Source organism: Streptomyces sp. NPDC057474 (genome assembly GCF_042802555.1).
In the GTDB taxonomy this organism is placed as follows: domain Bacteria; phylum Actinomycetota; class Actinomycetes; order Streptomycetales; family Streptomycetaceae; genus Streptomyces.
The window spans coordinates 1-25,941 of the sequence record NZ_JBHVDX010000142.1; the positions used below are offsets into that span (position 1 = coordinate 1).

23 protein-coding genes and 1 pseudogene are annotated in these 25,941 nt (G+C 71.2%); 7 read left to right on the forward strand and 17 right to left on the reverse strand.

Going from position 1 to position 25,941, the window contains the following annotated elements; genetic code table 11:
* Window positions 1-91: 91 nt before the first annotated feature.
* The 5 genes from ACFU53_RS31235 to ACFU53_RS31255 form a co-directional block, all read right to left on the reverse strand.
* Window positions 92-1,027, reverse strand: coding sequence for a M56 family metallopeptidase (locus ACFU53_RS31235; protein WP_383999733.1), 936 nt, complete (start codon window positions 1,025-1,027; stop codon window positions 92-94).
* Between the two features lie 148 nt (window positions 1,028-1,175).
* Window positions 1,176-1,772, reverse strand: a complete 597-nt coding sequence (locus ACFU53_RS31240; protein ID WP_383999735.1) for a hypothetical protein — start codon at window positions 1,770-1,772, stop codon at window positions 1,176-1,178.
* A gap of 128 nt (window positions 1,773-1,900) precedes the next feature.
* Window positions 1,901-2,563 (reverse strand): DUF5063 domain-containing protein, encoded by a 663-nt coding sequence (locus tag ACFU53_RS31245; RefSeq protein WP_383999737.1) that lies wholly within the window; start codon window positions 2,561-2,563, stop codon window positions 1,901-1,903.
* Entirely contained in the window at window positions 2,556-3,155 is a 600-nt protein-coding gene (recR, locus tag ACFU53_RS31250) for a recombination mediator RecR (RefSeq protein ID WP_383999740.1), read from the reverse strand. Before recR ends, ACFU53_RS31245 begins: the two co-directional genes overlap by 8 nt.
* A 111-nt stretch (window positions 3,156-3,266) precedes the next feature.
* Window positions 3,267-3,614: a YbaB/EbfC family nucleoid-associated protein gene (locus ACFU53_RS31255; RefSeq protein WP_257542693.1), complete on the reverse strand. Its 348-nt coding sequence runs from the start codon at window positions 3,612-3,614 to the stop codon at window positions 3,267-3,269.
* Window positions 3,615-3,868: 254 nt separating this feature from the next.
* On the opposite strand from ACFU53_RS31255, the gene ACFU53_RS31260 reads away from it, so the two are divergent.
* Window positions 3,869-4,636, forward strand: coding sequence for an SLATT domain-containing protein (locus ACFU53_RS31260; RefSeq protein ID WP_383999743.1), 768 nt, complete (start codon window positions 3,869-3,871; stop codon window positions 4,634-4,636).
* Window positions 4,637-4,812: 176 nt separating this feature from the next.
* On the opposite strand, the gene ACFU53_RS31265 is transcribed toward ACFU53_RS31260, so the two are convergent.
* The 4 genes from ACFU53_RS31265 to ACFU53_RS31280 all read right to left on the reverse strand — a co-directional run bounded on the left by ACFU53_RS31265 (window position 4,813) and on the right by ACFU53_RS31280 (window position 10,225).
* Window positions 4,813-6,384, reverse strand: a complete 1,572-nt coding sequence (locus ACFU53_RS31265) for a PstS family phosphate ABC transporter substrate-binding protein (RefSeq protein WP_383999745.1) — start codon at window positions 6,382-6,384, stop codon at window positions 4,813-4,815.
* Window positions 6,385-6,585: 201 nt separating this feature from the next.
* Window positions 6,586-8,976 carry a protein kinase gene (locus tag ACFU53_RS31270; RefSeq protein WP_383999747.1) on the reverse strand — a complete coding sequence of 797 codons (2,391 nt, stop codon included), beginning with the start codon at window positions 8,974-8,976 and terminating at the stop codon, window positions 6,586-6,588.
* Between the two features lie 155 nt (window positions 8,977-9,131).
* Window positions 9,132-9,617 (reverse strand): MarR family winged helix-turn-helix transcriptional regulator, encoded by a 486-nt coding sequence (locus ACFU53_RS31275; protein WP_383999782.1) that lies wholly within the window; start codon window positions 9,615-9,617, stop codon window positions 9,132-9,134.
* Complete coding sequence (locus ACFU53_RS31280) at window positions 9,614-10,225, reverse strand: DJ-1/PfpI family protein (RefSeq protein WP_383999795.1); 612 nt, start codon at window positions 10,223-10,225, stop codon at window positions 9,614-9,616. The genes ACFU53_RS31275 and ACFU53_RS31280 overlap by 4 nt, the downstream gene beginning before the upstream one ends.
* Before the next feature lie 422 nt (window positions 10,226-10,647).
* Here ACFU53_RS31280 and ACFU53_RS31285 point away from each other — a divergent pair, with 422 nt between their 5' ends.
* The 4 genes from ACFU53_RS31285 to ACFU53_RS31300 all read left to right on the forward strand — a co-directional run bounded on the left by ACFU53_RS31285 (window position 10,648) and on the right by ACFU53_RS31300 (window position 16,144).
* The gene (locus ACFU53_RS31285) at window positions 10,648-12,003 is read left to right on the forward strand and encodes an aspartate aminotransferase family protein (protein ID WP_383999798.1); all 1,356 of its coding nucleotides are present in this window, start codon (window positions 10,648-10,650) and stop codon (window positions 12,001-12,003) included.
* Between the two features lie 168 nt (window positions 12,004-12,171).
* Window positions 12,172-12,942, forward strand: coding sequence for a GntR family transcriptional regulator (locus ACFU53_RS31290; protein ID WP_383999801.1), 771 nt, complete (start codon window positions 12,172-12,174; stop codon window positions 12,940-12,942).
* Window positions 12,939-15,395: a dolichyl-phosphate beta-glucosyltransferase gene (locus ACFU53_RS31295; protein WP_383999803.1), complete on the forward strand. Its 2,457-nt coding sequence runs from the start codon at window positions 12,939-12,941 to the stop codon at window positions 15,393-15,395. The genes ACFU53_RS31290 and ACFU53_RS31295 overlap by 4 nt, the downstream gene beginning before the upstream one ends.
* Window positions 15,396-15,493: 98 nt before the next feature.
* Window positions 15,494-16,144: a hypothetical protein gene (locus ACFU53_RS31300; protein WP_383999806.1), complete on the forward strand. Its 651-nt coding sequence runs from the start codon at window positions 15,494-15,496 to the stop codon at window positions 16,142-16,144.
* 15 nt (window positions 16,145-16,159) lie between these two features.
* On the opposite strand, the gene ACFU53_RS31305 is transcribed toward ACFU53_RS31300, so the two are convergent.
* From ACFU53_RS31305 to ACFU53_RS31315, 3 genes and pseudogenes are all read right to left on the reverse strand, one after another.
* Window positions 16,160-16,453, reverse strand: a complete 294-nt coding sequence (locus tag ACFU53_RS31305) for a DUF3303 family protein (protein WP_383999809.1) — start codon at window positions 16,451-16,453, stop codon at window positions 16,160-16,162.
* Between the two features lie 794 nt (window positions 16,454-17,247).
* Window positions 17,248-17,496: pseudogene (locus ACFU53_RS31310) on the reverse strand (helix-turn-helix domain-containing protein); the annotation flags it as partial.
* Between the two features lie 201 nt (window positions 17,497-17,697).
* Window positions 17,698-18,981, reverse strand: coding sequence for an adenylosuccinate synthase (locus tag ACFU53_RS31315; protein WP_383999812.1), 1,284 nt, complete (start codon window positions 18,979-18,981; stop codon window positions 17,698-17,700).
* Between the two features lie 196 nt (window positions 18,982-19,177).
* Between ACFU53_RS31315 and ACFU53_RS31320 the strand changes: the two genes are divergently transcribed.
* Both ACFU53_RS31320 and ACFU53_RS31325 read left to right on the forward strand, forming a co-directional pair.
* Window positions 19,178-20,182, forward strand: coding sequence for a diacylglycerol kinase family protein (locus ACFU53_RS31320; RefSeq protein WP_383999816.1), 1,005 nt, complete (start codon window positions 19,178-19,180; stop codon window positions 20,180-20,182).
* A 506-nt stretch (window positions 20,183-20,688) separates the two neighbouring features.
* On the forward strand, window positions 20,689-21,309 hold the full coding sequence (locus ACFU53_RS31325; RefSeq protein ID WP_383999819.1) for a hypothetical protein: 621 nt from the start codon (window positions 20,689-20,691) through the stop codon (window positions 21,307-21,309).
* A 154-nt stretch (window positions 21,310-21,463) separates the two neighbouring features.
* On the opposite strand, the gene ACFU53_RS31330 is transcribed toward ACFU53_RS31325, so the two are convergent.
* The 5 genes from ACFU53_RS31330 to ACFU53_RS31350 form a co-directional block, all read right to left on the reverse strand.
* Window positions 21,464-22,837: a hypothetical protein gene (locus tag ACFU53_RS31330; RefSeq protein ID WP_383999822.1), complete on the reverse strand. Its 1,374-nt coding sequence runs from the start codon at window positions 22,835-22,837 to the stop codon at window positions 21,464-21,466.
* Between the two features lie 141 nt (window positions 22,838-22,978).
* A complete protein-coding gene (locus ACFU53_RS31335) occupies window positions 22,979-24,343 on the reverse strand; it encodes a sensor histidine kinase (protein WP_383999825.1) in 1,365 nt (454 codons plus the stop codon).
* Entirely contained in the window at window positions 24,333-25,010 is a 678-nt protein-coding gene (locus tag ACFU53_RS31340; protein WP_383999828.1) for a response regulator transcription factor, read from the reverse strand. The genes ACFU53_RS31335 and ACFU53_RS31340 overlap by 11 nt, the downstream gene beginning before the upstream one ends.
* Window positions 25,011-25,051: 41 nt before the next feature.
* Window positions 25,052-25,252 (reverse strand): DUF397 domain-containing protein, encoded by a 201-nt coding sequence (locus tag ACFU53_RS31345; RefSeq protein WP_383999831.1) that lies wholly within the window; start codon window positions 25,250-25,252, stop codon window positions 25,052-25,054.
* The coding region (locus ACFU53_RS31350; protein ID WP_383999834.1) for a DUF5753 domain-containing protein at window positions 25,249-25,941 on the reverse strand (693 nt) is incomplete at its 5' end. The genes ACFU53_RS31350 and ACFU53_RS31345, both read right to left, overlap by 4 nt.

The window sequence follows — 25,941 nt, forward strand, 5'->3', positions numbered from 1 at the left end:
GACCGCAAACCACCAGCCCCGTCACCGCCCAAGCCACGATCCGAAACGGAACACGACTCAAGTGGCGACGGGAGAACTCAAAACCGGCTCACTAGAGCGTCCCCAGCGCCGGGGCGAACGCGATGAGGAGAGGGAGGAGAGCCAGGAGCGCGGCGGCCGTAGTGGTGGCCGCGCGGCGGGTCCGGTCCAGACGGGGCGGGGGTTCCAGCAGGCGCTCCACCCGGTCACCCAGCAGGCGGCGGGTGTTGGAGCAGCTCAACACGCCCCGGTGCTGGTTGAGTTCGATGAGGGCGAGGGCCGTGGTGAGGTGGCCGCAGCGGCGGGACGCCGTGTCGTCGGCGGCGAGTTCGACCAGGCGGTGGGTCTGGTCGGCGAAGTGGGCGAAGAGGGGGATGCGCGGGAAGCCCGTGGCGAGGGCGGTGGAGAGGTGGAGCAGCCAGTCGTGGCGGGCGCGGGCGTGGCCGAGTTCGTGGGCGAGCACCGCGTCCAGCTGACGGTCGCTCAACTTGCCCAACGCGCCTGTGGTGACGACCAGTTGGGGCGGAGCACCCGGCATCAGCCACGCGTCCGGGTACTCGTCCTCCAGGACCAGCAACGGCCCCTTCTCCTGCGGCAGGCCCGCCGGGAGGTCGGGGGCGCGCTCGCGCAGGTGCGCGCGGCGGAAGTGACGGCGGCGCCGGGCCTCGACCAGCTCCCGGGCCAGCATCGCGCCGCTCCACGCCGCCCCGCAGGCCAGCGCCAACGTCAGTACGGCCGTCCAGGGCGGGGCGGCCGTGAGGTCGTACGCGGCGGTAACGGCCGGGGGCGCGGGCGCGAAGGCGTGCGTGCGGACCGTCTCGAACACCGCCGCCGCGCCCAGCACCAGCGCCGCGAGGCAGCTCAGCAGGGCCGCCGCCACCAGGCACTGCCACGCCCACAGCGCGACCACCGGTTCCCGCTCGGGCCACACCGCCTTCAGCAGGGCGCGGGGGCCCAGCACTGCGGCGGTCAGGGCCACGGCGGCGAGAAGGAGCAGGAGAACGGTCACGTCACTGGGTCCGGTTCCTGTCGGGGGGCGCACAAGGGAGTCGTACGACGACAGTGCCTACGCTACCGCCGGTACTCGCACTTTCAGGACCCCTTGCTCCCGTCCAGAGCCCTTCGGGAGCACTTCCGTTGCCCTGCCGCCGCCCTTCTCAATTGCCCGTAGACGCCGTACCGATGTCACCGCCCGCGGCGATGGAACCCTGGCCGGAAGCGGTCACACCACCGGTGGGCGGGGTGGCGGCGCCCGACGACGGCGGAGCAGGCGTGGACGTGGACGTGGGGAGGGGTCCGCCGCCCGTGGAGGCCGCGCCGATGTTTCCGCCTGCGGCGACAGAGCCATGACCGGTGGCGTTCACTCCGCCGGAGGGCTGGGCCGAGGCGGAGGCCGAGGCCGGAGCCGGGGTCCGGGGTGTCGTCGGAGTGGTGGCTCCACCCGTCGACGCCGCGCCGATGTTGCCGCCGGCGGCGATCGCACCCACGCCTGACGCGCTGACACCCGGGTCGGGCGTGGGCGGTGCCGGTGGAGCGGGCGGCGGCGCCGAGTTGCCCAGCTGCGGGACCAGGGTGAGCGCGATGCCGACGAGGGCGGCCACTCCACCCGCCACGCTCGCCCAGGGATCGGCCGCGTCGACATCCAGCACCGCGCCCACGACCAGGCCCACCGCACCGGCCACACAGAGCTCGATACCCGTCCACAGCAACGCCCTTGACCGGTTGCCGTGCTGTCCCGTCCGCCCCGAGGTCATGCGGACATCATGCCGCTCCGAAGCGTTGATCACACCACTCGGTTCGGGCGACCGTGACGCGGGCGGGCCCCGCCCGGCGACGGACAGGACCCGATCCTCGGAGCGGTGAGGAGACGCTGAGCCGGGGGCTACTTCACCTTGCGCAACCCCAGCGGTGCCGCGATTTCCTCCGCCATGACCTGGCCCGCCTCGAACTCCAGGGTCTCGTCGCCCATCAGTTCCTGGTCGGTGTCGAGGCCGTCCAGCTCGGCGAGGGGCTGGTTGAGACGGACGTGGGCGACCAGGGACTGGAGGGCGCGGAGGGTCGCCGACGCCGTGGAGCCCCAGTTGGAGAAGTAGGAGAACTGCCACCACCACAGGGCCTCGGTGGTGCGGCCCGCGCGGTAGTGGGCCATGCCGTGGCGAAGGTCGGCGATGACGTCCGCGAGGTCGTCGGAGATACGGGCCGGGACCGGCGCCTTACGAGGCTCGTAGGGGTCGAAGACCTCGGAGTAGACGTCGACCGGGTCGAGCATCAGAGCCAGGCGTTCGCGCAGGTCGTCGACGTCCGGCTCGGGGCCCGGGTCGGGCTCGTAGCGCTCGTCCGGCACGATGTCCTCGTGCGCGCCGAGGCGCCCGCCGGCCAGGAGCAGCTGGGACACCTCCAGGAGGAGGAAGGGGACGGCCGAGTCCGGCTCGTCGCCCTTGGCCACCTCGGTGACGGCGACCAGGAAGCTCTCGATCTGGTCCGCGATCTGGACCGCGAAGTCGTCCGGGTTCAGGTCCGTCGCGTGCAGCGTGGCGTCAGACATCGAGCAATCGTCTCCCCTCGAAGGCGCGGCCGAGGGTCACCTCGTCCGCGTATTCCAGGTCGCCGCCCACCGGGAGGCCGCTGGCCAGGCGGGTGACCTTGAGGCCCATGGGTTTGATCATGCGGGCGAGGTACGTGGCCGTGGCCTCGCCTTCGAGATTCGGGTCCGTGGCCAGGATCAGCTCGGTGACCGTCCCGTCGGCCAGGCGGGCCAGCAGCTCCCGTATACGCAGGTCGTCGGGGCCGACACCCTCGATCGGGCTGATCGCGCCGCCGAGGACGTGGTACCGACCCCGGAATTCGCGAGTGCGTTCGACCGCGACGACGTCCTTCGGCTCCTCCACGACGCAGATGACCGTGGTGTCGCGGCGGGAGTCGCGGCAGATGCCGCACAGCTCCTCCTGCGCGACGTTGCCGCAGGTCGCACAGAAGCGGACCTTCGCCTTCACTTCGAGGAGGGCATGCGCGAGCCGCCGTACGTCCGTAGGCTCCGCCTGCAGGATGTGGAAGGCGATCCGCTGCGCGCTCTTGGGACCGACGCCGGGCAGCCGCCCCAGCTCGTCGATGAGGTCCTGGACCACGCCTTCATACACGGACTGCCGTCCTTCCTGGTGTCTTTCAGTACGTACCGTAGTCGGCCGCCGCCGCTCCGAGGAAGGGCGGTACGGGGCACGGATGGGCTCAGAGGGGGGTCGCGGAGATGTTCAGAAGGGCAGACCGGGGATGCCCGCGCCACCGCCGCCGAGGCCCTGGGCGAGGGGGCCCAGCTTCTGCTGCTGGAGGGTCTGGGCGTTCTCGTTGGCCGCCTGGACGGCCGCGACGATCAGGTCGGCGAGGGTCTCGGTGTCCTCCGGGTCCACCGCCTTGGGGTCGATCTTCAGGGCACGCAGTTCGCCGGAGCCGGTGACGGTGGCCCGCACCAGGCCGCCGCCCGCCTGACCGTCGACCTCCGTCTGCGCGAGCTCCTCCTGCGCCCTCGCCAGGTCCTGCTGCATCTTCTGGGCCTGCTGGAGCAGCTGCTGCATGTTGGGCTGGCCACCACCGGGGATCACGTTCAGCTCCCTCGCACAAGTACTGACGGACGTCGCCGTTCACGTTCTTACGGTCGCCACGAGCCTACGTGGTCGGCCCGGCCTGTGCCGCGCCACTCTTTCGAGTGAGTCAGCGGGGATTCATATATCTGATCAAGGGCATCTTCCAGGGGAAAAGCGGCGATAACACCATCTTCGCCACCCATTGGGCGGTAGGAAGGGTCCGGCCGCGTCAGGGTGGTGCGTGAGCGCCGTACGTACGTAGGGAGTGCCGGGTGAGCCAGCCGGAGATGCAGCCCGAGGGGGGACCCCAGGACGGGCGGGGTGAGGGGTCCGGGCTGTGGGCGGAGCCGTGGGCGTCGGCGACCGGGCCGTGGGTGGGGGATCTGGCCGGGCGGCCGTTTCCACAGGGGGACTGGGGGGCGCCGGCGGAGCGGCTGGAGGAGTTGTACCACTGGGTCGAGCGGGCGGCCCTGGAGACCGCCGCGTGGTATCTCACGGACCGGGTGTGGAAACGGACGGCGGCGCGTGTGCTGCGGATCGGGGCGGCGACGGGGGCGCTCGCCGGGGCCGCGCTGCCGTTGCTCGACCTCACCGGGGCGGTGGGCGGGGTGGCTCCCTGGGGGTATCTCGCGCTCCTTTCCTGCGTCGCGTGCGTCGCGGTGGATCGGTTCTTCGGCGTCACCTCCGGATGGATGCGGGATGTCGCCACGGCCCAGGCCGTGCAGCGGCGGCTGCAGGTGCTGCGGTTCGACTGGGCGTCCGAGAGTGCGCGGGAGGTGCTGGGGCCGGCGGAGGGGACGGCCGGGGAGGCGGCCGAGCGGTGTCTCGGGGTGCTTCGGCGGTTCTCCGAGGACATCACGGAGTTGGTGCGGACCGAGACTGCGGACTGGATGGTGGAGTTCCGGGCGGGGTCGGCTCCGCTCGGCGTTCAGGTCGGGGGGGCCGTCGCCCGGCCCGAGGGGAACGGCAACGGGCGGGTGCCGATGCCGCCGGGGGCGCGGCCGAACATGCCTCGGCAGCGGCCGCCGGAGGCTCGGTAGCAGCAGCCGGGGTGCCTCGTGGGTTTTCGCCCCCGCCGCCCCTACCCGTCCCATCCACAAGCTGGGGGCTGCGCCCCCAGGCCCCCGGGTGGGTAGGTTGTTTGTCTGCGGGTGGGTGGGAACTGCGCGAGCAAGCACACACCACCCGCACCCGAAACCCGGCCCCACCCCCCGGCTCAACCCCCCTCGTCGTCCCGAGCCCTCTCGTCGCACAGCCGCGCGCCCGTCGCCGTTTCGCAGGGCACGTGACCGTGGTTGCGGATGACGCTCTGGGCGGTGCCTCGGCGGATGTGGGCGAGGAAACTGTCGGCGAGGGAGTTGGCGGGTGGGCGGCGGTAGGTGTAGGCGTACTCGGCGCCGTAGTACGGGTAGGTGTCGTCGCCCTTCTCCAGGGCTTCGACGGAGGCCGTGTGGCCGTCGAGGGCGAGGCGGCGGAGGCCGGTGCGGCGGGCGGTGAGGTTGATCTCGCTGTAGCCGATGGCGCCGGGGAGTTCGGCGACCTTGGCGAGGACCTGCTCGGTGGAGTCGAGCTCGCAGCGGGTGACGCGGGCGGTCGAGAGGTCGTCCCGGCGGCAGTCGAGCGAGGTGCTGGCGACCTGTTCCCAGCCGTCCAGCACGGTGCGCTGGAAGACCTGCCGGGTGCCGGAGTCGGCGTCCCGGCTGACGAGGACGACGGGGATGTCGGGGAGGGACGGGTCGAGCTGTCTCCAGCGGGTGACCTCGCCCCGGTAGACACGGCGTACGTCGTCGATCGTCAGGGTCCCGCCGCGCGGGCGCACGCCGTCGTTCACGACGAGCGTGAAGACGGACAACGCGACCCGGTGGCCGACCAGTTCGGCGGCGGCGCTCGTGCTCGGGCCGTCGGAGAACGCGATGACCGCCGGTGAGCCCTTCTTCGACCCGGTGCCCAGCGTGGCGAGTTCGTTCACGCCCGCCGAACTGCCCCGCGCGTCCACCTGGATGTCGGCGCCCACGCAGTCCTTCTCGTACTCCTCCGCGAGCCCCCGCAGCACCGGCGCGAACGCGGTCGACCCGGTCAGCGTCAGCTCGCCCGTCGCGCACTCGATGGGCGGCGGGGTGTCGTCCCGTACGACGACGATCGCGGCCAGGGCGATCACGCACAGCGTCAGCATCACGGTGATCAGCCGGGCCGCGCGGCTGAACAGTGGCGGCTTCTCGTCGGGCGTCGCGCTGCGGTTGGGGTGCACCTCGCCGTCGCGGATGCCGCCGATGAGCCGGATCGGGCTGTCGACGTCGCCGCCTGAGAGGAGCACGAGCAGCTTGAAGTGGTCGCCTCGGTTGAGGGGGACGCGGGGGATGCGGAGCACGCCGTCGCGGTATCCGAAGCCGGCGGCCGGGGTGAAGTGGTCCATCAGGTGGTCGGTGCCGGGCGGCTGGGTGACCGAGACGCCCCGGATGACGCGGCCGCTGAACACGGCGGTGAGGCCGTGCAGTTCGCGTCCCGTGTAGTCGTTGTCGGCGATGCTCTGGGAGCCGTCGTTCTCGACGCGCAGCAGGACCAGGGTCGCGTCGGACATGTCCGGCGCCTCGTCGAACAGGCCGAGCCGGACGTTCGCGCGCCCCGAACGCACGTCGTGGCCTATCGGGTTGTCCATCTGCACGCGGTAGCCGATCCGCTTCCGCCTCGGCACCCGGCGCTCGTACCAGACCATCACGGCCGACGCCACGACACCGGCCACGGCGGTCGCCACCGCCACCACGTTCTCCGCGCTCAGCCACTCCTGCATCCGAGCCACTCCCCCGAGCCTCACGCTCCGCAGTCAAGCGGGAACACGGTACGGCGCGGAAAGCTGACGACGCGTGGACATTCCGGGTACGGCCCCGGAAGTTCAGCGGAAGTTCGCCGTCTCGGGTCGGTCGGCGGCCCGCGCGGTCGGCAGCCGGCGGTTCACGCGGTGGCTCGCGCGGCGGAACTTCATACGGTCCGCTCAGCCGGCCTTCGTGTACGTCACCGACTTCCCCGCCGTGTCGACGCGCCGCAGCTGTCCGCCGGGCAGGAGGGTGACCGTGGTGGCGGCGCCGGGGGAGCAGGAGGCGGCCGGTTCGCCGGTGGTGACGGTGGAGGGGCCGAGCCGGAGCGGGCCGTCGTCGGCCGGTTCGTCCGTCAGCGCCGCCTCGAACACGCAGTGGTACGTGCCGCCGCCTTCGAGCGGGCCGTCCGCCGTCAGGGAGAGCACGGTGTCGCCGACCTCGCCCTGCTGGATGACGAGTTGGCGGGTGTCCGCGCCGTCGGTGCCGTCGAGGGTGGCGTTCCAGGTGCCGAGGAAGTCCTCCGGGATCGTGCCGGCGTCGGGCGACTCGGTGGTCTCGTCCGGGGAGGCCCCCGGGTCCGTCGGCTGGTCGGTCGCGGGCCCCGGCGTCTCCGGCGCGCTCGTCCCCGTCCCGCCCTTCGCGTCCTCCTCCTTGCCGCCGTCGTCCCCCTTCTTCATCAACGCGTACACCGAGCCGCCCGCGCCGAGCGCGACCACCAACGCGACGACGACGAGGAGCACCGAGGAGCGCCGGTTTCCGCGCTCGGGCTCGGGCTGACCGCCGGTGACCGTCCCGGCCCCGGGCCCGTAGATGGGGTTCGGCCCGTACGGCGGGGTCGGGCCGAGCCCCGGCCCGGGGGCGACTCCGGGTCCCGGCCCGCCACCGTACGGCCCCTGCCCGTACACCCCGTACGCCCCGTACGGCGCCTGCGGCGCGCTCTGCGGGTAGCCGTAAGCGGGGGCGGCACCGGGCTGCTGCCCGTAGCCGGGGCCGGGCTGCTGCCCGTACCCACCGGCGGGTTGCTGGGTGTGCTGCTGCGGGAAGCCGTACCCGGCGGGCGCGGGCCCGGGCGGGGCGCTCGGCGGAGGCGGCTGCGATCCCGCCGCCCCCACGATCTGCGTCGGCATCCGGTCCAGGGGCGCGGCACCCGGCGCCCCCGGCGGAGGCGGTACGGCACCCTCGGGCGCGGCGGCCGGGTGCTCGGGCGGGGTCGCCGGCCCACCCGCGTAAGGGGAGGCGGGCGCGCCGGGTGGGGCCCCCGAGCCACCATACGGAGAGTTGGGGTCGCCGAGCGGGTACACGGGCGGAGCCGACGGCGGGGTCGCGGGAACGGCCGGGCTCGCGGAAGCGGGCGCCGACGGAGCCGAGGACTGGCCCGCGGGACCGGACTGCGGCGCGGCAGCGGGGCCGCCCGGAGCCGAGGAAACCGCTGCGGACGGCTGCCCGGCAAGGCCGGAAGCCCCCGGACGACCACCTCCCACCGGACCTCCCGGCACACCGGGCCCTCCCGAAGCCGCCGCGGCACCCGAAGCGGCCGCCAGGCCACCCGCAGCCGCCGAGCCCCCTGCGGCCCCCGAGCCCCCCGCTCCCGAGCCCCCCGCCTCCGGCGTTCCCGCCGATCGCGCCCCCTCTGCCCCCTCCGCCTCCTCCGGATCCTCGGCGTCCAGCAACCGCACCGCGTGCCGCCCCAATTGGGCCACCAGGGCACCCGGCAGCCAGGGATCCCGCGACCGCCCCGCGAAGACCGTGTCCTCGGCGCCCGTGCGTTGCAGGATCTGGGCCAGGGTCGGGCGGGCGGCCGGGTCCTTTCTCAGGCAGTCGCGGACGACGTCGTAGAGGCCTTCGGGCAGCCCCTCCAGATCCGGTTCCTCCTGGGCGATGCGGAACATCAGGGCGTGGACGCCGGAGTTGGCGGCGCCGAAGGGAAGGTTGCCGGTGGCCGCGTAGGAGAGGACGGAGCCGAGGCAGAAGACGTCGCAGGAGGGGGTGATGCGGTCGCCGCGCACCTGCTCGGGGGCCATGAAGCCCGGCGAACCGACGAGCGCGCCGGTGCGCGTGAGCCCGCCGTCCGTGACGGTCTCCAGCGCCCGCGCGATACCGAAGTCGATGACGCGCGGCCCGTCGATGGTCACCAGCACGTTGGACGGCTTGAGGTCCCGATGGATCAGCCCGGCCGCGTGGATGTCCTCCAGCGCGTGCGCGAGCCCCGCCGCGAGGATCCGCACGGACCGCTCGGGCAGCGCCCCGTGATCCCGCCCGACCACGGCCTGCAGGGTCGGTCCGGCGACATATCCGGTGGCGACCCACGGGATGCCCGCCTCGGTGTCCGCGTCCAGCACCGGCGCGGTCCAGTACCCGCCCACCTGCCGCGCGGCCTGCACCTCCTGCCGGAACCGGGCCCGGAACTCCTCCTGCTCCGCCAGCTCCTGCCGGACCAGCTTCACGGCGACGGTACGGCCGCGCTCGGACCGGGCCAGGTACACGTTCCCCATCCCGCCGGCCCCCAGCCGCGCGAGCAGCCGGTACGCCCCGATCCGCTGCGGATCCCCAGGCCCGAGCTTCTCCATCGCCACCGTCCCCCGATTCCCCGTACCGTCCCCGACGCATCTGTGTACGCGTACGTACGGGTACGTCGTCTACGTCATCAACGTCGTCTACGTCGCGTACGTGCGCAACGGACCGATCGTAGTGCGGCCGCACGGGGAGGCGGATGGAGCGGTGTCTACGGTTCCGTAACAGCGACCGGGGGCGCGTCGGCCTCCGGTGCCGCCGCGAGGTGGTCCAGGGCACCCGACAGCCGTTCGAGCACCCGTACGGTCTCCGCGAACTCCTCCTCCCCCAGCGCCTGCGCCAGGCGGGCGGCCAGGGTCGCGTGGCCGGGCTCGATCTGCGCGATCGCGGCGTGGCCGGCGGGGGTCGGGGCGAGGAGCTTGGCGCGGCGGTGGGCGGGGTTCGCCACGTACTCGGCGAGCCCCCGGTCGACGAGGAGATCGGCGACCCGCTGGACGCTCTGCCGGGTGATGCCCATGACCCGGGCGACACCGGCGACGGACAGCGGCTCGGGCAGCACCGCGCCCAGCACCTGCCACCAGGCGGCCGTCAGCCCCGCCGGACGCGCCAACTCTTCGGCCACGGAAAGGAACTGCCCATTCAACCGGAAGACCCCGAGGGCGGCACGGCTGAGGAGGTCCTGCTGCTCGCCGCTCACTGTCCCGCCGCCTCCAGAACGGCGTACGCCTGCGGGTCCGAGTCGTGGAAGAGGCGGTACCAGGCGTCGAGGACCTCGCCCTCGTAGACACCGAGGAGGCGGAAGACCTCGCGGGCGAGGGCGACCGGCTCGGTGGGCCCGGCGGTGACGAGGAGTCCGGAACCGTCGGTGACGGCGTCCGCGTCCACGTACCGCTCACCGCCCTGGTAGCCGGTGGCGGCCAGATAGAAAGACGCAGCGCCGGTGTGCTCCCGGTCGTCCAGCAGCCCTTCCCTCGCGAGCCCGGCGGTCGCCCCGCAGATCGCGGCGACGGGCACCCCGGCGGCCAGGAACTCCCGCGCCTTGCGGGCGAACGGCGCGAGCTCGTCACCCGTGTCCCACAGATCCGCACCGGTGAGGATGAGCAGCGAGCTCTCCTCGGGCCGCAGCTCCGCAAGGACCCCGTCCGGCTGAATACGCACCCCCGCGATGGTCCGCACGCCCTCGAGACTCGGCCCGACCGTACGGATCTCATACCCGCCCCTGGCCAGCCACGCTGTCGTGTGCCCCGTCTCCCAGTCGGCATAGGTGTCGTAGACGGCGAGATGAACAGGCTTGCGGTCGCTCATGACTCCTCCTGGGGTACCCGGATCACCTTATGACAACATGCTGCCACTTAGACAGCTTGCTGTCAATTACTTCGGGTGGAGTGTCGACTGCGGGTGGGTGGGGGCTTCTCGCGCAGTTCCCCGCGCCCCTGAAAAGCAGGGGCTGCGCCCCATGCTTTTCGGCCCGCAGGGGCCGTCGTCTTTCAGGCCCGCAAAGCCTGGTCTTTCAGGCCCGCAGGGGCCTGGTCTTTCAGGGGCGCGGGGAACCGCGCGACCAGCCACCACCCACCCGCACCCGCCAACCCGCCCGAACCCCCGAGCTATCAGGCACCCAGCCCGGCGGCGCGGCCCCTCGCGGGGGCGACACACTGTCGTGATCCGGCACCCGGCCACAGACAGGTCGCCGATGTCCCCTCCCCACAACGGCCCCCTACCCTCACCCCATGACCCCTCAGCCAAACCCCCAGGCCGGCGCCACGGTGAAGGCCAAGGACCGCGCACACGTCTTCCACTCCTGGTCCGCGCAGGAACTCATCGACCCGCTCGCCATCGCCGGTGCGGAGGGCTCGTACTTCTGGGACTACGACGGCAACCGCTACCTCGACTTCACGAGCGGCCTCGTCTACACGAACATCGGCTACCAGCACCCGAAGGTCGTCGCGACGATCCAGGCGCAGGCCGCGACGATGACGACGTTCGCCCCGGCGTTCGCGATCGAGGCCCGGTCGGAGGCGGCCCGGCTGATCGCGGAGCGCACCCCCGGCGACCTGGACAAGATCTTCTTCACCAACGGCGGGGCCGACGCTGTCGAGCACGCCGTCCGCATGGCCCGGCTGCACACCGGCCGTCCCAAGGTGCTCGCCGCGTACCGCTCGTACCACGGCGGCACCCAGCAGGCCGTGAACCTCACGGGCGACCCGCGCCGCTGGCCCTCGGACACCGGCACGGCAGGGGTCGTGCATTTCTGGGCGCCCTTCCTCTACCGGTCCCGTTTCCACGCGGAGACGGAGGAGCAGGAGTGCGCCCGGGCGCTGGAGCACCTGGAGACGACGATTACCTTCGAGGGGCCGTCGACCATCGCCGCGATCATCCTGGAGACCGTCCCGGGCACGGCCGGGATCATGGTCCCGCCGCCGGGCTATCTGGCCGGCGTCCGGGAACTCTGCGACAAGTACGGGATCGTGTTCGTCCTCGACGAGGTCATGGCGGGCTTCGGGCGGACGGGCACCTGGTTCGCCGCCGACCTCTTCGACGTCGTACCCGACCTGATGACCTTCGCCAAGGGCGTGAACTCCGGTTACGTCCCCCTCGGCGGCGTCGCCATCTCCCCCGCGATCGCCGAGACCTTCGCCCGGCGCCCCTACCCCGGCGGTCTCACGTACTCCGGCCACCCGCTGGCCTGCGCCGCCGCCGTAGCGACGATCAACGTCATGGCGGAGGAAGGGGTCGTCACCAACGCCGCCGCCCTCGGCGCTTCGCTCATCGAGCCTGCACTGCGCCAGCTGGCCGAGCGGCACCCTTCCGTGGGCGAGGTGCGCGGCACCGGGATGTTCTGGGCGCTGGAGCTGGTGAAGAACAAGGAGACCCGCGAACCCCTCGTCCCCTACAACGCGTCCGGCGAGGCCAACACCCCCATGCTCGCCTTCGGCGCCGCCGCCAGGGCGAACGGTCTGTGGCCCTTCATCAACATGAACCGCACCCACGTCGTCCCCCCGTGCAACATCACGGAGACCGAGGCCAAGGAGGGCCTCGCCGCCCTGGACGCGGCCCTGTCCGTGGCGGACGAGCACACGCTGTGAGGCCGTAACTCTCCCCCGTATTTCCCCCGATGGTCCCCGCGGTGCCGAGCAGAAGGGCGAAAACTCCTCCCCGAAACCCGAACGCGTAAGGTGACGTGCTCGTAAGAGAACTCAGAGAGCACACGCAGAGGATGCGTACCCGTACGCGGATGGGGGACCCAGACCACGATGCCCGGCACCGGCGGCGGCAATGGCGCCGTGACCCGTAGCACCCTGCGGCAGCAGCTCGCGGACGCGCTCCGTGACGAGGTGCTGGCCGGCAGACTGAAGCCGGGGCAGGAGTTCACGGTCAAGGAGATCGCCGAGCAGTACGGGGTCTCGGCGACGCCCGTGCGCGAGGCGCTGGTGGATCTGTCCGCGCAGGGGCTGCTGGACGCCGTGCAGCACCGGGGTTTCGAGGTCCACGAGTACTCGGTGGCCGACTACCGGGACATGGTCGAGGCCCGCATCCTGGTCACCGACGGCATGTTCCGGCGGCTGGGCGACCGCAAGGTCGATCCCCGTACGGCCGCCGCCCTCGCCGGGCTCCGGCGGCGCGGCGAGGAGGCGCGGCGGGCCGCGACCGCCGGGGACCTGGACATCCTGATCGGCTACGACCTGCGGTTCTGGCGCGAGCTGAGTGCCCTGTTCGGCAACCCGTACCTCACCGACTTCCTGCACCGGCTGCGCGTGCAGGCCTGGGTGTGCGCGGTCCAGCACCTGCGTCAGACGGACGTCCGGACGGATTCCCGAACGAACGACCGGATGAACGACCGAATGAACGACCGGATGAACGACCGGATGAACGACAGCGCGGACGATCTCAAGGGCCGGCTGTGGGCCGACCACACCGACCTCGTCGACGCCCTCTCCCGCCGTGACGCGCAGACCGCGCAGGAGATCATCGCCGGTTACGACGAGCGGTCCCTGACCCTTGTGGAACGCCTGGCGGACGAATGAGCACAGCCCCGAAGGCGGGCGCCGGGCAGGTGAGCGTCGACCTCTCCGTCGTCGTCCCCGCCTACAACGAGGAGGACCGCCTCGCCCCCACGCTCGACGCGATCATCAGCCATCTCGCGGTGACCGAGGCCGCCGCCCGGTGGGAGGTCATCGTCGTCGACGACGGGTCGACGGACGGCACGGCCGACGTCGTGGCCGCCGTCACCGCCCGCGACGCCCGGGTCCAGCTCGTCTCCGGCGGGCCCCGCAACCGGGGCAAGGGCCATGCCCTGCGGCTCGGTGTCCTCGCCTCGCACGGCCGCCGGGTCCTGCTCACGGACGCCGATCTCGCCGCGCCCATAGACGAGTTGGAGCGGCTCGACAAGGCGCTCTCCGACGGGCACACGGCCGCGATCGGCTCGCGCGAGGCGCCGGGCGCGAGCATCGAGCGCCATCAGCACCGGCTGCGCGAGGCGCTCGGGCGGGCCGGGAACTTCCTGATACGCGGGGTCGCGGTGCCCGGCATCCGCGACACCCAGTGCGGCTTCAAGCTGTTCGACGGCGACCGCGCCCGCGAGGCCTTCGCCGCCTCCCGGCTCAACGGGTTCGGCATCGACGTGGAGATACTCCGGTACTTCCGCCGCAGCGGCTGGCCCGTCGTCGAGGTCCCCGTCCGCTGGTCCCACCAGCCCGGCTCGAAGATCCGGCCACGCGACTACGCCCGGGTCCTCGGCGAACTCGCCGTCCTGCGGGCCCGTTCCGTCCGCCCGGCCGACGCCTTCGCCGTCACCTTCTTCCTCCTGATGTCGGTGGCCCTCTACACCGGCCGCTGGCTCGACCCGAACGGCCGCTATCTGCCCGACTCCCTCCAGGACCAGAACCAGTGGGAGTGGTTCTTCGCGGTCACGGCCGACAACCTCGTCCACCTCCGCAACCCCCTCTTCACCACCTTCCAGGGCTTCCCCGACGGCGTGAACCTGATGGCCAACACGGTCATGTTGGGCCTGTCGGTCCCCTTCGCCCCCGTCACGCTCGTCTTAGGGCCGGCCGTCACGCTCGCCCTCGTGATGACCCTCGGCCTCGCCGCCACGGCCGCCGCCTGGTACTGGCTGATCGTCAGAAGAGTCGTACGGCACCGGGGCGCGGCCTTCGCCGGAGCGGCCCTCGCCGCCTTCGCGCCGCCGATGGTCAGCCACGCCAACGCGCACCCGAACTTCGTCGTCCTGTTCATGATCCCGCTGATCATCGACCGGGCGCTGCGCCTGTGCACGGGCGCCCGGACCCGGCGGGACGGGATCGTCCTCGGTCTGATGGCGGCCTACCAGATCTTCCTCGGCGAGGAACCCCTCCTGCTCGCCGCGATGGGCATGCTGCTGTTCGCTGCCGCGTACGGGCTCGTACGGCGGGACGTGGCCCGCGACGCCTGGCGCCCGCTCCTCAAGGGCCTGGGCATCGCGGTCCTCGTCACGCTCCCCCTCGTCACTTTCCCCCTCTCCTGGCAGTTCTTCGGCCCGCAGAGCTACGGGAACATCGCGCACGGCGACAACTCCGGCAACAGCCCGCTCGCCCTTCTCTCCTTCGCCGAACGCTCGCTGCTCGCGGGCGACCACGACCGGGCGGACGCGCTCTCCCTCAACCCCACCGAGCAGAACGCCTTCTACGGCTGGCCGCTGGTCCTCCTGGCCCTCGGCATCGTCGTACGGCTGTGGGAGCACGCCCTGGTGAAGGCGCTGGCCTGCACGGCGGTCGCCGCCGCCGTCCTCTCCCTCGGCCCGGAGTTCCGCCTCCCGCAGACCGACCTCGTGCTGCCCGGCCCGTGGGCGCTGCTCGCCGAGAAGCCGCTGTTCGAGTCGGTCATCGAGGGCCGGGTGGCGATGATCTGCGCGCCTGTCCTGGGGATGCTGCTGGCCCTCGCCTGCGAACGTCTGGCGGCGGCCCCCGGCCTCGGCACGCGCTATGTCGGCTTCATGGCCGTCACCCTCGCCCTGCTGCCGATCGTCCCGGCCCCGCTGAAGTCCGTGGAGCGCGCGGAGGTCCCGGCGTTCATCGCGGACGGCACCTGGAAGTCGTACGTCGACACCGGGGCCGGCGAGACCCTGGTGCCCGTGCCGCTGCCGGACCCGGGCAACGCGGAGGCGCTGCGCTGGCAGACCACGGCCGACTTCGGCTTCCGGATGCCCGGCGGCTACTTCAACGGCCCCTTCGGCAAGGACCGCGTCGGCATCTACGGCGCCGTCCCCCGCCACACCTCCAACCTGCTGCGTGACATCCGCTACAGCGGCAAGGTCCCGGTGATCGGCGTGAACTGGCAGACGCAGGCGCGGAAGGACTTCGCGTACTGGCACGCGGGCGCGCTGGTCCTGCGCCCGCAGCCGTACGACGAGCAGTTGCGGGAGGCGGTGGAGAAGCTGGTCGGGCGACCGGGTAGATGGGTGGGCGGTGTGTGGGTATGGGACCTGCACGAAGGGGACTGAAGGCGCGTTCAGCGACTACGCTTCCCTGACCACTGTGTGCCGTACGCGAACGGATCCCTACCGAGCGTGTGCGTGCCGGATGACCGAGGAGTTCTCTTTTGGCCTGTGACCTCTGGCTGGTCCCGCTCGTCGACGTGTTGTGCCACACGCCCGACAACCCCTTCGCCGAGGAACTCGCGCTCTACAACAAGCTGCTGGGTGAGGCCGGGCTGCCACCGGTTCCGGTGTACCAGTACATGCCGGGGCTGACCGGGGAGGTCGCCCCGGTCGCGGGCTTCGACTACGACGCTCTGCACTTCCTGCGCCGGGCCTATCTGCTCCAGGTGTGCGGTCTGGAGGTGACCCCGGTGGACGCGCTGGGCGGCGACTACGAGCAGTTGTTGGAGATGTTCGAGGGCACGGCCCAGCAGTCGCACCTGGTCTGGCACTACGACCACGCGGGCGCCTATGTCCCGGTCGACTTCCCGCAGCCCCTGTCCAGCGACGAACTCCTCGCCGGAGGCGGCCCCTTGGGCTCGTCCCAGGGCCTCCTGCGGGAACTGGAGTTCGTGGCCGCGGCCATCGGCATCGACCCGGCGAACCCTCCGGCGCCCCCCGAAGCACCGCGCGCGCCCACGGAACTGGAAGAACCGGCCGTCCCCGCCCCGTACGATCCCAGTCCCTTCGCCCGCGAACGCCACGTCTGGCTGGGCCTGCACGCGGCGGCGACCCGAAGTCTGGCGCAGGGTTCGATGATCGTGTTCAGCTGAGGCTCAGCGTGAGGCTCAGCGACCCAGCGCCGAGAGGCCCTTCTGCAGGTCCTCGGGGTTCATGACCGGGGTGTAGGTGACATCGGCGCCCATTTCGAGGAAGAACGGTTCGGCGATCGACGGCATCTGGGAGCTGTCCTGCATGTCGAAGACCATGAAGCAGGTGCGCTGCCCGTTGTCGGTCGTGAAGTAGGCCGCCTCCGGCTTGACCTGCTCCATGGAGGCCTGCATCAGCTTCCCCAGGGTGCCGTTGCGGATGGCCTCGTTCGACTTCTCCGTGTCGAAACGTGCCCTGAACAGAACGCGCATCGCACTCACCTTCCTCTGGTGGCGACATATATGGATCTACGCACCTTTTAATAATATGCCCGACATGCGCGACATGTTCGTCGATGACTACAAGGTTGCCGACCGGGCTCAGCACCAGAGGCGCGGCATCCACACCAGAGGCGGGTGAGCGCTGCGATCAGTGTCCGACGACGTCCCTTTCGTCCGGCCCCGACTGCATGACGCCGTGGAGCAGGAGCATGGTGGCGTCACGGTTGGCCCCCGGCGGGACTGGGCCGACACATGGCGGGCGACGGCGCGCAGTTGGGAGACGGCAGGGCCGGTGTGGGCGTCGCTCGATCTGACGACCGAACACAAGGTCGACCCGCGCAACATCAAGCGCGTCGGCTTCGGGACCGCGGCGGGGCTGGAGCGGTTCCGGTTGCGCAAGGGAGACCTGGTGTACGTACGCCAGGGGACGCTCGGGCGGCGGGCTGTCGTCGGTCCGGCTGAGGTGACGTGGCTCTTCGGCGCCGCCTGCCTGCGGATCAGGCCCAGAGCAGAGGTGATCCTTCCCGACTACCTTCTCCACTACCTCGGGTATCCGCTCGTCCATGACCGGATCACCTCGCAGGCAAACCGTAGCCAGGCCGTGGAGACACTCCCGTCCCAGGCCCTGGCCCTGGTGCCGATCTTTGTCCCCCGCTCGAACGGCAGTGCGGACCATCGCCGGGGCGATGAACGAGATCGGTACGCAGATCGAGGCTCACAGGCAACTCATCGCAAAGCACGAGTCGTTCCGTCCGGGGCTCCTGACGGAGCTGCTTGGAGCCGGTCCGCTCCTTGGCCATGTACGCGAGCGCGTCAACGTAGGCCTGGTCCGGGCACGAGTAGTTGGCTGCCCACACCCGCACCCGGTCAGCGCTCACCCCGAACCGAGCGGACTCGGTGTTGCTGATCGCCGTCTTGTCCACCCGATGCAGCGCGGCGGCCTCGGTGAGGGAGAGACCGACCTGCTCACGCATCCGCCGCAGCTCAGCACCGAGCCGTCGCTGGCGGGCAGTGGGTGGCTTACGAATGGGCATACGCTCCCCTTCCACACTCGCTTACCGGAGCCTGCCCTGCTGCCACCCGCGCCATGAGAAGGAGCCGGGAACTTACACCAGTTCACCTGCGCGCGCTTTCCCAGCAACCAAATCATCTGTAAGACCACGCTTCAAAACGCGGGTACGCGACGGCGGCCGACACCGTCACCGGGTCGACCGCCTCGCCTGCGGGCCAACGGACTAGATGAACGAGTTGATCTCGATCGTCTCGTCGCGGCCCGGACCGACCCCGATCGCGGAGATCGGGGCGCCGGACATCTCCTCCAGCGCCTTGACGTACGCCTGGGCGTTCTTCGGGAGGTCGGAGAAGGACTTCGCCTTGGTGATGTCCTCGGACCAGCCCGGGAGGGTCTCGTAGACCGGCTTCGCGTGGTGGAAGTCGGACTGCGAGTACGGGAGTTCCTCGACGCGCTTGCCGTCGATCTCGTACGCGACGCAGACCGGGATCTCCTCCCAGCCGGTGAGGACGTCGAGCTTGGTGAGGAAGAAGTCCGTCAGGCCGTTCACGCGGGTCGCGTAGCGGGCGATGACCGCGTCGAACCAACCGCAACGGCGGTCACGGCCCGTGGTCACACCCCGCTCGCGGCCGATGCGGCGCAGCGCCTCGCCGTCCTCGTCGAAGAGCTCGGTCGGGAACGGGCCGGCGCCGACACGGGTCGTGTACGCCTTGAGGATGCCGATGACCCGGCTGATCTTCGTCGGGCCGACGCCGGCGCCCGTGCAGGCGCCGCCCGCGGTGGGGTTGGAGGACGTGACGAAGGGATAGGTCCCGTGGTCGATGTCCAGGAGCGTGCCCTGACCACCCTCGAAGAGGACCACCTTGCCGTCGTCGAGGGCCTGGTTGAGGACCAGGATCGTGTCGGTGACGTACGGCGCGAGCTTGTCGGCGTAGACGAGCAGTTCCTCGACGACCTGGTCGGTGGAGATGGCCCGGCGGTTGAAGAGCTTGGTGAGGACCTGGTTCTTGACGTCGAGGGCCGCCTCGACCTTCTGCGTCAGGATCGACTCGTCGTACAGGTCCTGGACGCGGATGCCCACGCGGTTGATCTTGTCCGCGTAGGTCGGGCCGATGCCCCGCCCCGTCGTGCCGATCTTGCGCTTGCCGAGGAAGCGCTCGGTGACCTTGTCGAGGGTCACGTTGTACGGCGTGATGATGTGAGCGTTGCCGCTGATCAGGAGCTTGGACGTGTCGACGCCGCGCTCGTTCAGACCGCTCAGCTCGGAGAGCAGGACCGACGGGTCGACGACGACACCGTTACCGATGACCGGAGTGCACTCCGGAGTGAGGATCCCGGAAGGGAGAAGGTGGAGGGCATACTTCTGGTCACCCACGACTACCGTGTGGCCGGCGTTGTTGCCGCCTTGGTAGCGCACCACATAGTCGACGGATCCACCTAGCAGGTCCGTCGCCTTTCCCTTGCCTTCGTCACCCCACTGAGCACCGAGCAGCACAAGTGCGGGCACGCGCGTACACCCCTTCCGGGCGGGGCATGTCCAAGGTCGGGGGCGTACGCGGTGGCTCAATCCGCCGCGTGCACCGCGACCGCCGTTGGTCGCACCTGTAGGACCCGGATGCCCCGGAATAGACGAAGCCCCTGGCGCAATAGCGCAAGGGGCTCTTGCACAAAGATGCTACCCGAGGAAGCGAGGCAGGACCGAGGTGGCGACTCCCGACCAGCTCCTCGTGGTCATCGACCCCCTCGCCCGTCGCACGGACGGCGAGGCCGTACGGATCGCGAAAGACGTGCTCAGCGCGGGTGCGGCGAGTACGAAAGTGTGCCTTCCCGAGGGGCCCGAGGAATTCGCGCGAGCGCTCTCGCGACGCGGTTCACGGCGGCCTGTGGTCGTCGGAGACGACCGCGCGCTGCTGCGGGCGGTGGCTCTTTTGCATCGTCGGCGGGAGCTGGCGGCGTGCGCCCTCTCCCTGGTCCCCGTGGGCTCCGCCACGGGTCTCGCCCACTCCCTCGGCGTGCCCACCGGCGCGGTCGCGGCGGCCCGCGCCGTCCTCGACGGCGTCGAGCGACGGCTGGATCTGCTCGTCGACGACAGCGACGGGGTGGTGCTGGGCATGCTGCGCATCCCGGTCCTGCCGGGTGCGCCTCCGCCGGATCTGGCGGAGGGGACGGGAGCGGCCACCGACACGGGCCCGGGGCCGGGGCCGGGCAGAAGAAAGGGCCCGAGGACGGGCGGCGGCACGGGAGCGGACCGGGGACCGGGGACGGAGGGCGCGCCGGCGGACGACTCGCCGCCCGGCCATCACTCCTGGCTGCGCGCTTGGCCGCAGTCACTCGCCCGTACGTTGTCGACGCGGCCGGCGCGGCCCGCCCGGCTGACCCGTCCGCTGCGGCCACGCATACGGGTCGCCGCCGGGGGCGGGGCCGGGCCCTCGCGGCTGCGGGTGGAGGTGGACGGGCTGATACTCGTCGACCTCGACCAGCCCGTGGAGGCCGTGTCCATCGCCCCCGGCATCGACGGCGGCGCCGAAGTCGAGATCCGGCCGGTGTCGGTGGGCGCCGAGGCGGCCCCGCTGCACGCGGTCGGCCACCGGGTGACCGTGTCCGGCGCGGACTTCCGCTACCGGGCGGATTCACTGGTGGCGGGGCCGGTACGGACGCGGACGTGGACGGTACGGGAGGGGGCCTGGGGGCTGACGCTGCCGGGGTGAGGGCGGCTGTGGGAGAGGACCCTGTCGCCGACGTCGCGGCTCGCGGCTCGCGACAGAGGACCCATCACGATAGACACGACGAAGCCCGTAAATGCACGCGACACGCCGTTGCCGATCACTTCACGGCACGGAATTCACGCGACGGGACGCATTGCGTATTCGCCGCGCCCTGAGGGTTGTTGAGAAGCCGTCAGCTGTGCGGAACGAAAGTCGGCCTGACGGATACTCAGGGGCGAGGTCCGGCCCCGGCACCTCCAACAGGGTGACGACGTGTCAGCCAGTTTCGGACAGGCGCTTCCCTCGAATCAAAACACCAGCTCTCGCCATATTTTGATGAGGCGTCAGGCGCGCCGATCGTCACTCTCCGGGGCGACATTTCATGCGGCCATTCAGTCCTATTTTCACACTGCTCCGGGCCTCCTCGAAATGACAGCGGAAATGGCCGTCATTACGTTCGTTCTCGTCGGCAGGTCCTGTCGACGAGAACGAAGAGAAGGGGAAGTGCATTGCGCACTCGTAAAGCCACAGTGATCGCCGCCTCCGTCGGCGTGGCAGTCGCGGCCGCCACAGGTGTCACCTACGCCAGCTCCGCCCTGGAGTCGGCCCCCAAGTCCGTCTCGGCCGTCCAGGACGCCGCCCCTGTCGCTCCGCGCGGCGGCAACGGCACGGGCACCAGTGCCGGCTCGAACGCCGCCTCCGACGCCGGGCACAGCGACAGCTGGAGGCAGTCCAAGGGGAACGAGGGGCGGGGTGGCAACGGAGGTGGCAACGGAGGTGGCAACGGAGGTGAGAACCGGGGCCAGAACCGGGATGACCACCACCGGGACGACGGCCGGATCATGATCAACGAGCGCACGTATGCCGCCGAGCCGGGGTCCTGCATCGCCGTCATCAACCTGAGCGCCGTGCCCCCCGTGGTCGGCCCCAACAGCTTCAACATCCGAAACGAAAGCGACAAGACCGTCGAATTCTTCAACGGGGTCAGCTGTGACAACGGCGCTCCCATCGCCACGGTCGGCCCTCGCAGCTCAGCTACCGCGATCACCCCGGCGACAACGGTACCTGCAGCCATCGCGGGCAGTTTCCGCGTGATCCACGAACACCACGGGTACAACGGGAACCACTGACGCAACCGAATCCGACAACGGATAGGGACAGCCCTTCTTCGCACCATCGGAAACCCCGGCTCGCCGTAATCGAGCCGGGGTTCCGGCATAGGTGCATCCTCTAAGAGATGACCTCTCCATGCTAATCCGCGCGGATCAGCCGTAGTTCCTTTGGTTACTCCTGCCGGGTCATCGGCAAGCTGTCGATGCTCTCCATGAGCCCGCGCACCAGGCGGCCCGCCTCGGCCGTGTCCCCGCGATCGGCCACCGCCCGCAGTTCCCGTAGCCCGTCGTCCACGGCGGAACTCGGCGTCCCGGTCCCGACCCGCTCCCACACCAGTTCCAGACCGGTCACGTCCCCGGCCGTGGCACCCTCGTCGCCGGCCCGCGCGTCGATGCCCAGTTGCTCGGCCCACAGGGCGAGTCGGTCGCGGTCGACGGTGTCGAGCGGCTCGTACCGCAGGCGCAGGTCCGTCACGTCCTGCGCGACCCGCAGGGCGGGCCCGACTGCCTTCGCACCTTCGCTTCCCGCGCGCTCCAGGGCGGTGAGGTCGCGTTCCGTCTGCCGCTCCAGCAGGTCCGGTACGGCGTCGGAGGCGCGGTAGGCGTCCCAGGCCGCGCGCACCGTGCGCGCGGTGGCCGCCGAGGGCGTCTCGTGGGCGGCGTCCACCGCGTCGGCGAGGGCCGTGAGGCGGACCGGCAGCGGGCCGGGCTTCGCGTCCGTCGGTACCGCGAGGGAGACGGCCTCCAGGTCTCCGCCCGGCGTGCCGGTGGAGAACTCGCCGTAGCCCGGGGCGAACACCTTCTCCTCCGTCGAGCCGTCCATGTGCAGCTCACGGACGGTGACCGCGCCCTCGACCCTGCCGTACGGACCGTCGACGGTCCCGTCGACGGCCTTGACCGTGACCTCCTCGAAGACCTTCTCCGGGAGGTTCTCGGGGCGGTAGACGTCCCCCTTCTCCGGGTCGGCCGGCATGATCATGGCGGGCGGGGCCCCGTCGCGGCCCGCCTGCCAGGTGCCGTCCGTGTCGGCGACGACGCCGTCCGCGTAGTTGAAGACGTCCTCGCCGAGGTACCAGACGGAGCCGTCGTCGGCCTGGGCGTACCAGTCGAGGGCGACCTCGTGGACCCTGCCGTCGGAGAAGGCGACGTACTGGATGACGCGGGTCTCGACCGAACGGCCGTCGTACTCGATCCTCTTCGTGTCCGGGAGCAGGCTGACCTCGGTGCGGAAGGGCTTGCCGTCGACCTGTCCGCCCATGATGACCTGTGTGACCTTGCTGGTGGGGTGGAGGGGGTTGGTGATCCGGGTGGGGTGCGTGAAGCGCGGCTCGTCGAGGTCGACCCGGTTCTCCGCCGGGGCGACGGGCAGGCAGGCGTCGCCCGTCCGGCCCGTGTTCCCGTCGACGACGTGGACGCACTCACCCTGCTTCCCCTTGGTCGCGTTCGCCCCGCTGCCGCCCGCGGCGCCCCCCGCGCACCCGCCGGCCAGCAGCACGGCGGCGGTCACTGAGGCTCCGGTCAACAGGGCCCTGCGCTGGATGTTCATGGCGCCCTCCTCGGGTGCGTGATCTGTCCCGAGCATCCCGCGACCCCACTGAACAGACGCTGAACACACCTGAACGCCGAGTCAGCCTCGACGGCCCGTTACACAGACCGGACTCGCCGCGAGTCGGCTCCGCGAGTCGGCTCAGCTCTCCTCGGCCGACGGCAGCGTCACCGTGAACCGCGCTCCGCCCAGCTCCGGGGCAGTCCCCACCTTCACCGTTCCACCGTGCGCCGCGACCAGTTCGGCCACGATCGCCAGGCCCAGCCCGGCACCGCCCTCTCCCCCTCCACGCGCCCGGGCCTCGTCCAGCCGCACGAACCGCTCGAACACCCGCTTGCACTCCGGCTCCGGCACCCCTTCCCCGTCGTCGTCCACATCCAGCCGTACGACCCCGCCGGCACTCCCGAGGGTCAGAGTCACCCTGGAGCGGGCGTGCCGGGCGGCGTTCTCACCGAGGTTGCGCACCATGCGCCGCAGGGCGTCCTCGTCACCGAGCACCCGCCCGGCCGAGACCCCGCCGCTGTCGACCCGGAGCAGGCCGCCGGGTTCCTGCCGCCCCTCGGCGCGCCCGTCCGGCCCGCCGTCCCCACGGCCCTGCGATCCCCGCGATCCCCGCAGCCTCCGGGCCTCCTCGAAAACCAGGTCGTCCAGATCCACCGGCCGCCGCGGCAGGCGCATCGCGTCCTCGTCCGCGCGGGCGAGCAGCAGCAGGTCGTCCACGAGGCGCTGCATGCGTACGGCCTCCTCCAGCACCGTTCCGGCCAGGGCCTCGGCAGCCGAGCGTTCGGGGTGGGCGAGTGCCACCTCCGCGTGCTGGCGGACCGCGGCGACAGGAGAGCGGAGTTCGTGCGAGGCGTCGGAGACGAAGCGGCGTTGCGCGGCCTCGGCGCGGGCGACCCGGCGCAGGGCCCGCCCCACGGCCGCCCAGGTCGCGGCGGCAGCGAGGACGAGGAGCGCCGGCAGTCCGATCAGCAGCAGCCGGGTCACCGTCTTGGTGGCCTCGGCGACCCCGGAGGGCGCACGGCCGTCGAGCACGGTGAGCCGATGGTCGCCGTCACGGGCCCCGACGGCCACCACCAGGAAGGGATCCTCGTCGAGCGGGGTGCCGACCTCGGTGCTGCCGCCCTCCGCCGGCCGGGCGAGGACCGGCAGGCCCTCCACGTTGGTGCTCGCGGCGACGACGTTCCCCTCCGCGTCCACGACCTGCAGGAACTCCTCGTCGGGATCGGCCACGGTGACCGCGGGCACACCTCGCCCCGCCTCGATCACCTGAGCGACCTCCTTCGCCCGGGTCCGTGCGGCGTCCCGTACGTCGTTGCTCAGCTCGGTGCGCAGCCCCAGCACCAGGGCCGTACCCCCGGCGACCATGGCGAGGGCGACCGCCAGGACGGCGACGACCGTGACCCGCACCCGCACGGCCCGCAGGCGGGCAGCGCCCTTCGCCGCGCCCCGGGCAGGGCCTCCGCCCGCACCCGCGGCGCCACCGGCACTCCGCTCACCCGCCATCAGGCACCAGCCGGTACCCGTGCCCCCGCACGGTGAGCAGCGACCGTCTCCCGAACGGTCGGTCGACCTTGTTCCGCAGCCGCCGTACATACACCTCGACGATGTTCGGGTCGCCCTCGAAGTCGTCGCCCCATACGTGGTCGAGGATCGTCCGCTTGGTCACGGCCTCACCGGCCCGCCGCATCAGGAACTCCAGCACGGCCAACTCCCGTGCGGTCAGCTCTACTTCACGCCCGGCTCGGGTGACGGTACGGGCCGCCGGGTCCAGTCGCAGGTCTCCGGCGGCGAGTACGGCGGGCCGTTCCCGGGCCTCCCTGCGCAGCAGCGCCCGGAGTCTGGCCAACAGGACGGCGTACGAGACGGGCTTGGTGAGATAGTCGTCGGCGCCGGTGTCCAGCCCCTCGACCTCGTCCCACTCGCCCTCCTTGGCGGTGAGCATGAGGATTGGCGTCCAGTCGCCCTCGCCGCGCAGCGTCCGGCAGACGCGGTACCCGTTGAGCCTCGGCAGCATGACGTCGAGGACGATCGCGTCGTACGCGTTCTCCCGGGCCATCCACAGCCCGTCGACCCCGTCGTACGCCACGTCCACGGCGAACCCCTCGGCCTCGAGCCCTTCCCGCAGCCCGGCCGCGAACCGCTCCTCGTCCTCGACGACCAGTACGCGCATACGCCTCACGCTAGGCCCTGCGAGGCCGGCGAGCGCGAACCTCAACGACCGAGCGTGCCGTTCTTGGTCCCGGCGAGGAAGGTGTGCCAGCTGTGGGGGCCGATGTGCAGGAGGGGGCCGTGGGGGTTCTTGCTGTCGCGGAGGGCTCGGCCGCCGGTGTTTGTTGCGGCGACCTCGACGCAGTCGCCCTGTGCCCCGGAGTACGACGACTTCCTGAAGGGGCCTATGAGTTCAGGGGTCACGACGCATCGTCCTTGCTTCTCTGTAGTGCGCGCCGAATGAGCTGCGCGCTCGCATCCGGTGCCAACGCTGCCGATCGTAGTTGGTCGAAAGCGAGCGTGTAAGCGGCGAGATCCTCTGGCGACTCAAGGATCGACGTGCCCCGCAGGTTCTCCAGCGTCACCGCTTCCACGATCGGACCCTCGTCGAAGCTGAAGGATGCGAACGCGGAGATTTCTCCGGCCAGTGCGCCTGCGCTCAAGGGGAGGATCTGCACCGTCACGTTCTTCCTGGTCGCCACCTCAAGGATGCGTTCGAGCTGCTCGCGATGGACCTCGGCACGTACCAAGGGGTGAATGACGACGGGCTCCCAGACAATGGCCGTGTACGCCGCCCCGCCCTCCGCGATCTTCGCCTGTCGCGCCTCGCGCACCTTGACCAGTTGCCCCACGAGTTCCGGGGCGACGTAATGCGGGCTGGACGTGATGACGGACTCCACGTAGGCGGGCGTCTGCAGCAAGCCTGGCACCAGCGCCTGCGCCCACACCCGGATGTGGGTCGCGTCATCCTCCAGCGAGATGTGGTCGAGGTAATCCGGCCTCAGGTGTGCCGCATGTTTGAAGTTTCCCCGTGATGCTGGACACTCGATGCTTACGCCGTGAGGGCGTGTCCTTGTTCGTGTCGCTGTCTGATCTCCAGCGGGGTGAGGTAG

What these genes read in the sequence shown, in the direction of transcription:
- ACFU53_RS31240 (WP_383999735.1), bottom strand. Translation starts at nt 1,772, where the DNA reads ATGACCTCGGGGCGGACGGGACAGCACGGCAACCGGTCAAGGGCGTTG.
- ACFU53_RS31245 (WP_383999737.1), bottom strand. Translation starts at nt 2,563, where the DNA reads ATGTCTGACGCCACGCTGCACGCGACGGACCTGAACCCGGACGACTTC.
- ACFU53_RS31265 (WP_383999745.1), bottom strand. Translation starts at nt 6,384, where the DNA reads ATGCAGGAGTGGCTGAGCGCGGAGAACGTGGTGGCGGTGGCGACCGCC.
- ACFU53_RS31270 (WP_383999747.1), bottom strand. Translation starts at nt 8,976, where the DNA reads ATGGAGAAGCTCGGGCCTGGGGATCCGCAGCGGATCGGGGCGTACCGG.
- ACFU53_RS31280 (WP_383999795.1), bottom strand. Translation starts at nt 10,225, where the DNA reads ATGAGCGACCGCAAGCCTGTTCATCTCGCCGTCTACGACACCTATGCC.
- ACFU53_RS31285 (WP_383999798.1), top strand. Translation starts at nt 10,648, where the DNA reads ATGACCCCTCAGCCAAACCCCCAGGCCGGCGCCACGGTGAAGGCCAAG.
- ACFU53_RS31290 (WP_383999801.1), top strand. Translation starts at nt 12,172, where the DNA reads ATGCCCGGCACCGGCGGCGGCAATGGCGCCGTGACCCGTAGCACCCTG.
- ACFU53_RS31295 (WP_383999803.1), top strand. Translation starts at nt 12,939, where the DNA reads ATGAGCACAGCCCCGAAGGCGGGCGCCGGGCAGGTGAGCGTCGACCTC.
- ACFU53_RS31305 (WP_383999809.1), bottom strand. Translation starts at nt 16,453, where the DNA reads ATGCGCGTTCTGTTCAGGGCACGTTTCGACACGGAGAAGTCGAACGAG.
- ACFU53_RS31330 (WP_383999822.1), bottom strand. Translation starts at nt 22,837, where the DNA reads ATGAACATCCAGCGCAGGGCCCTGTTGACCGGAGCCTCAGTGACCGCC.
- ACFU53_RS31335 (WP_383999825.1), bottom strand. Translation starts at nt 24,343, where the DNA reads ATGGCGGGTGAGCGGAGTGCCGGTGGCGCCGCGGGTGCGGGCGGAGGC.
- ACFU53_RS31340 (WP_383999828.1), bottom strand. Translation starts at nt 25,010, where the DNA reads ATGCGCGTACTGGTCGTCGAGGACGAGGAGCGGTTCGCGGCCGGGCTG.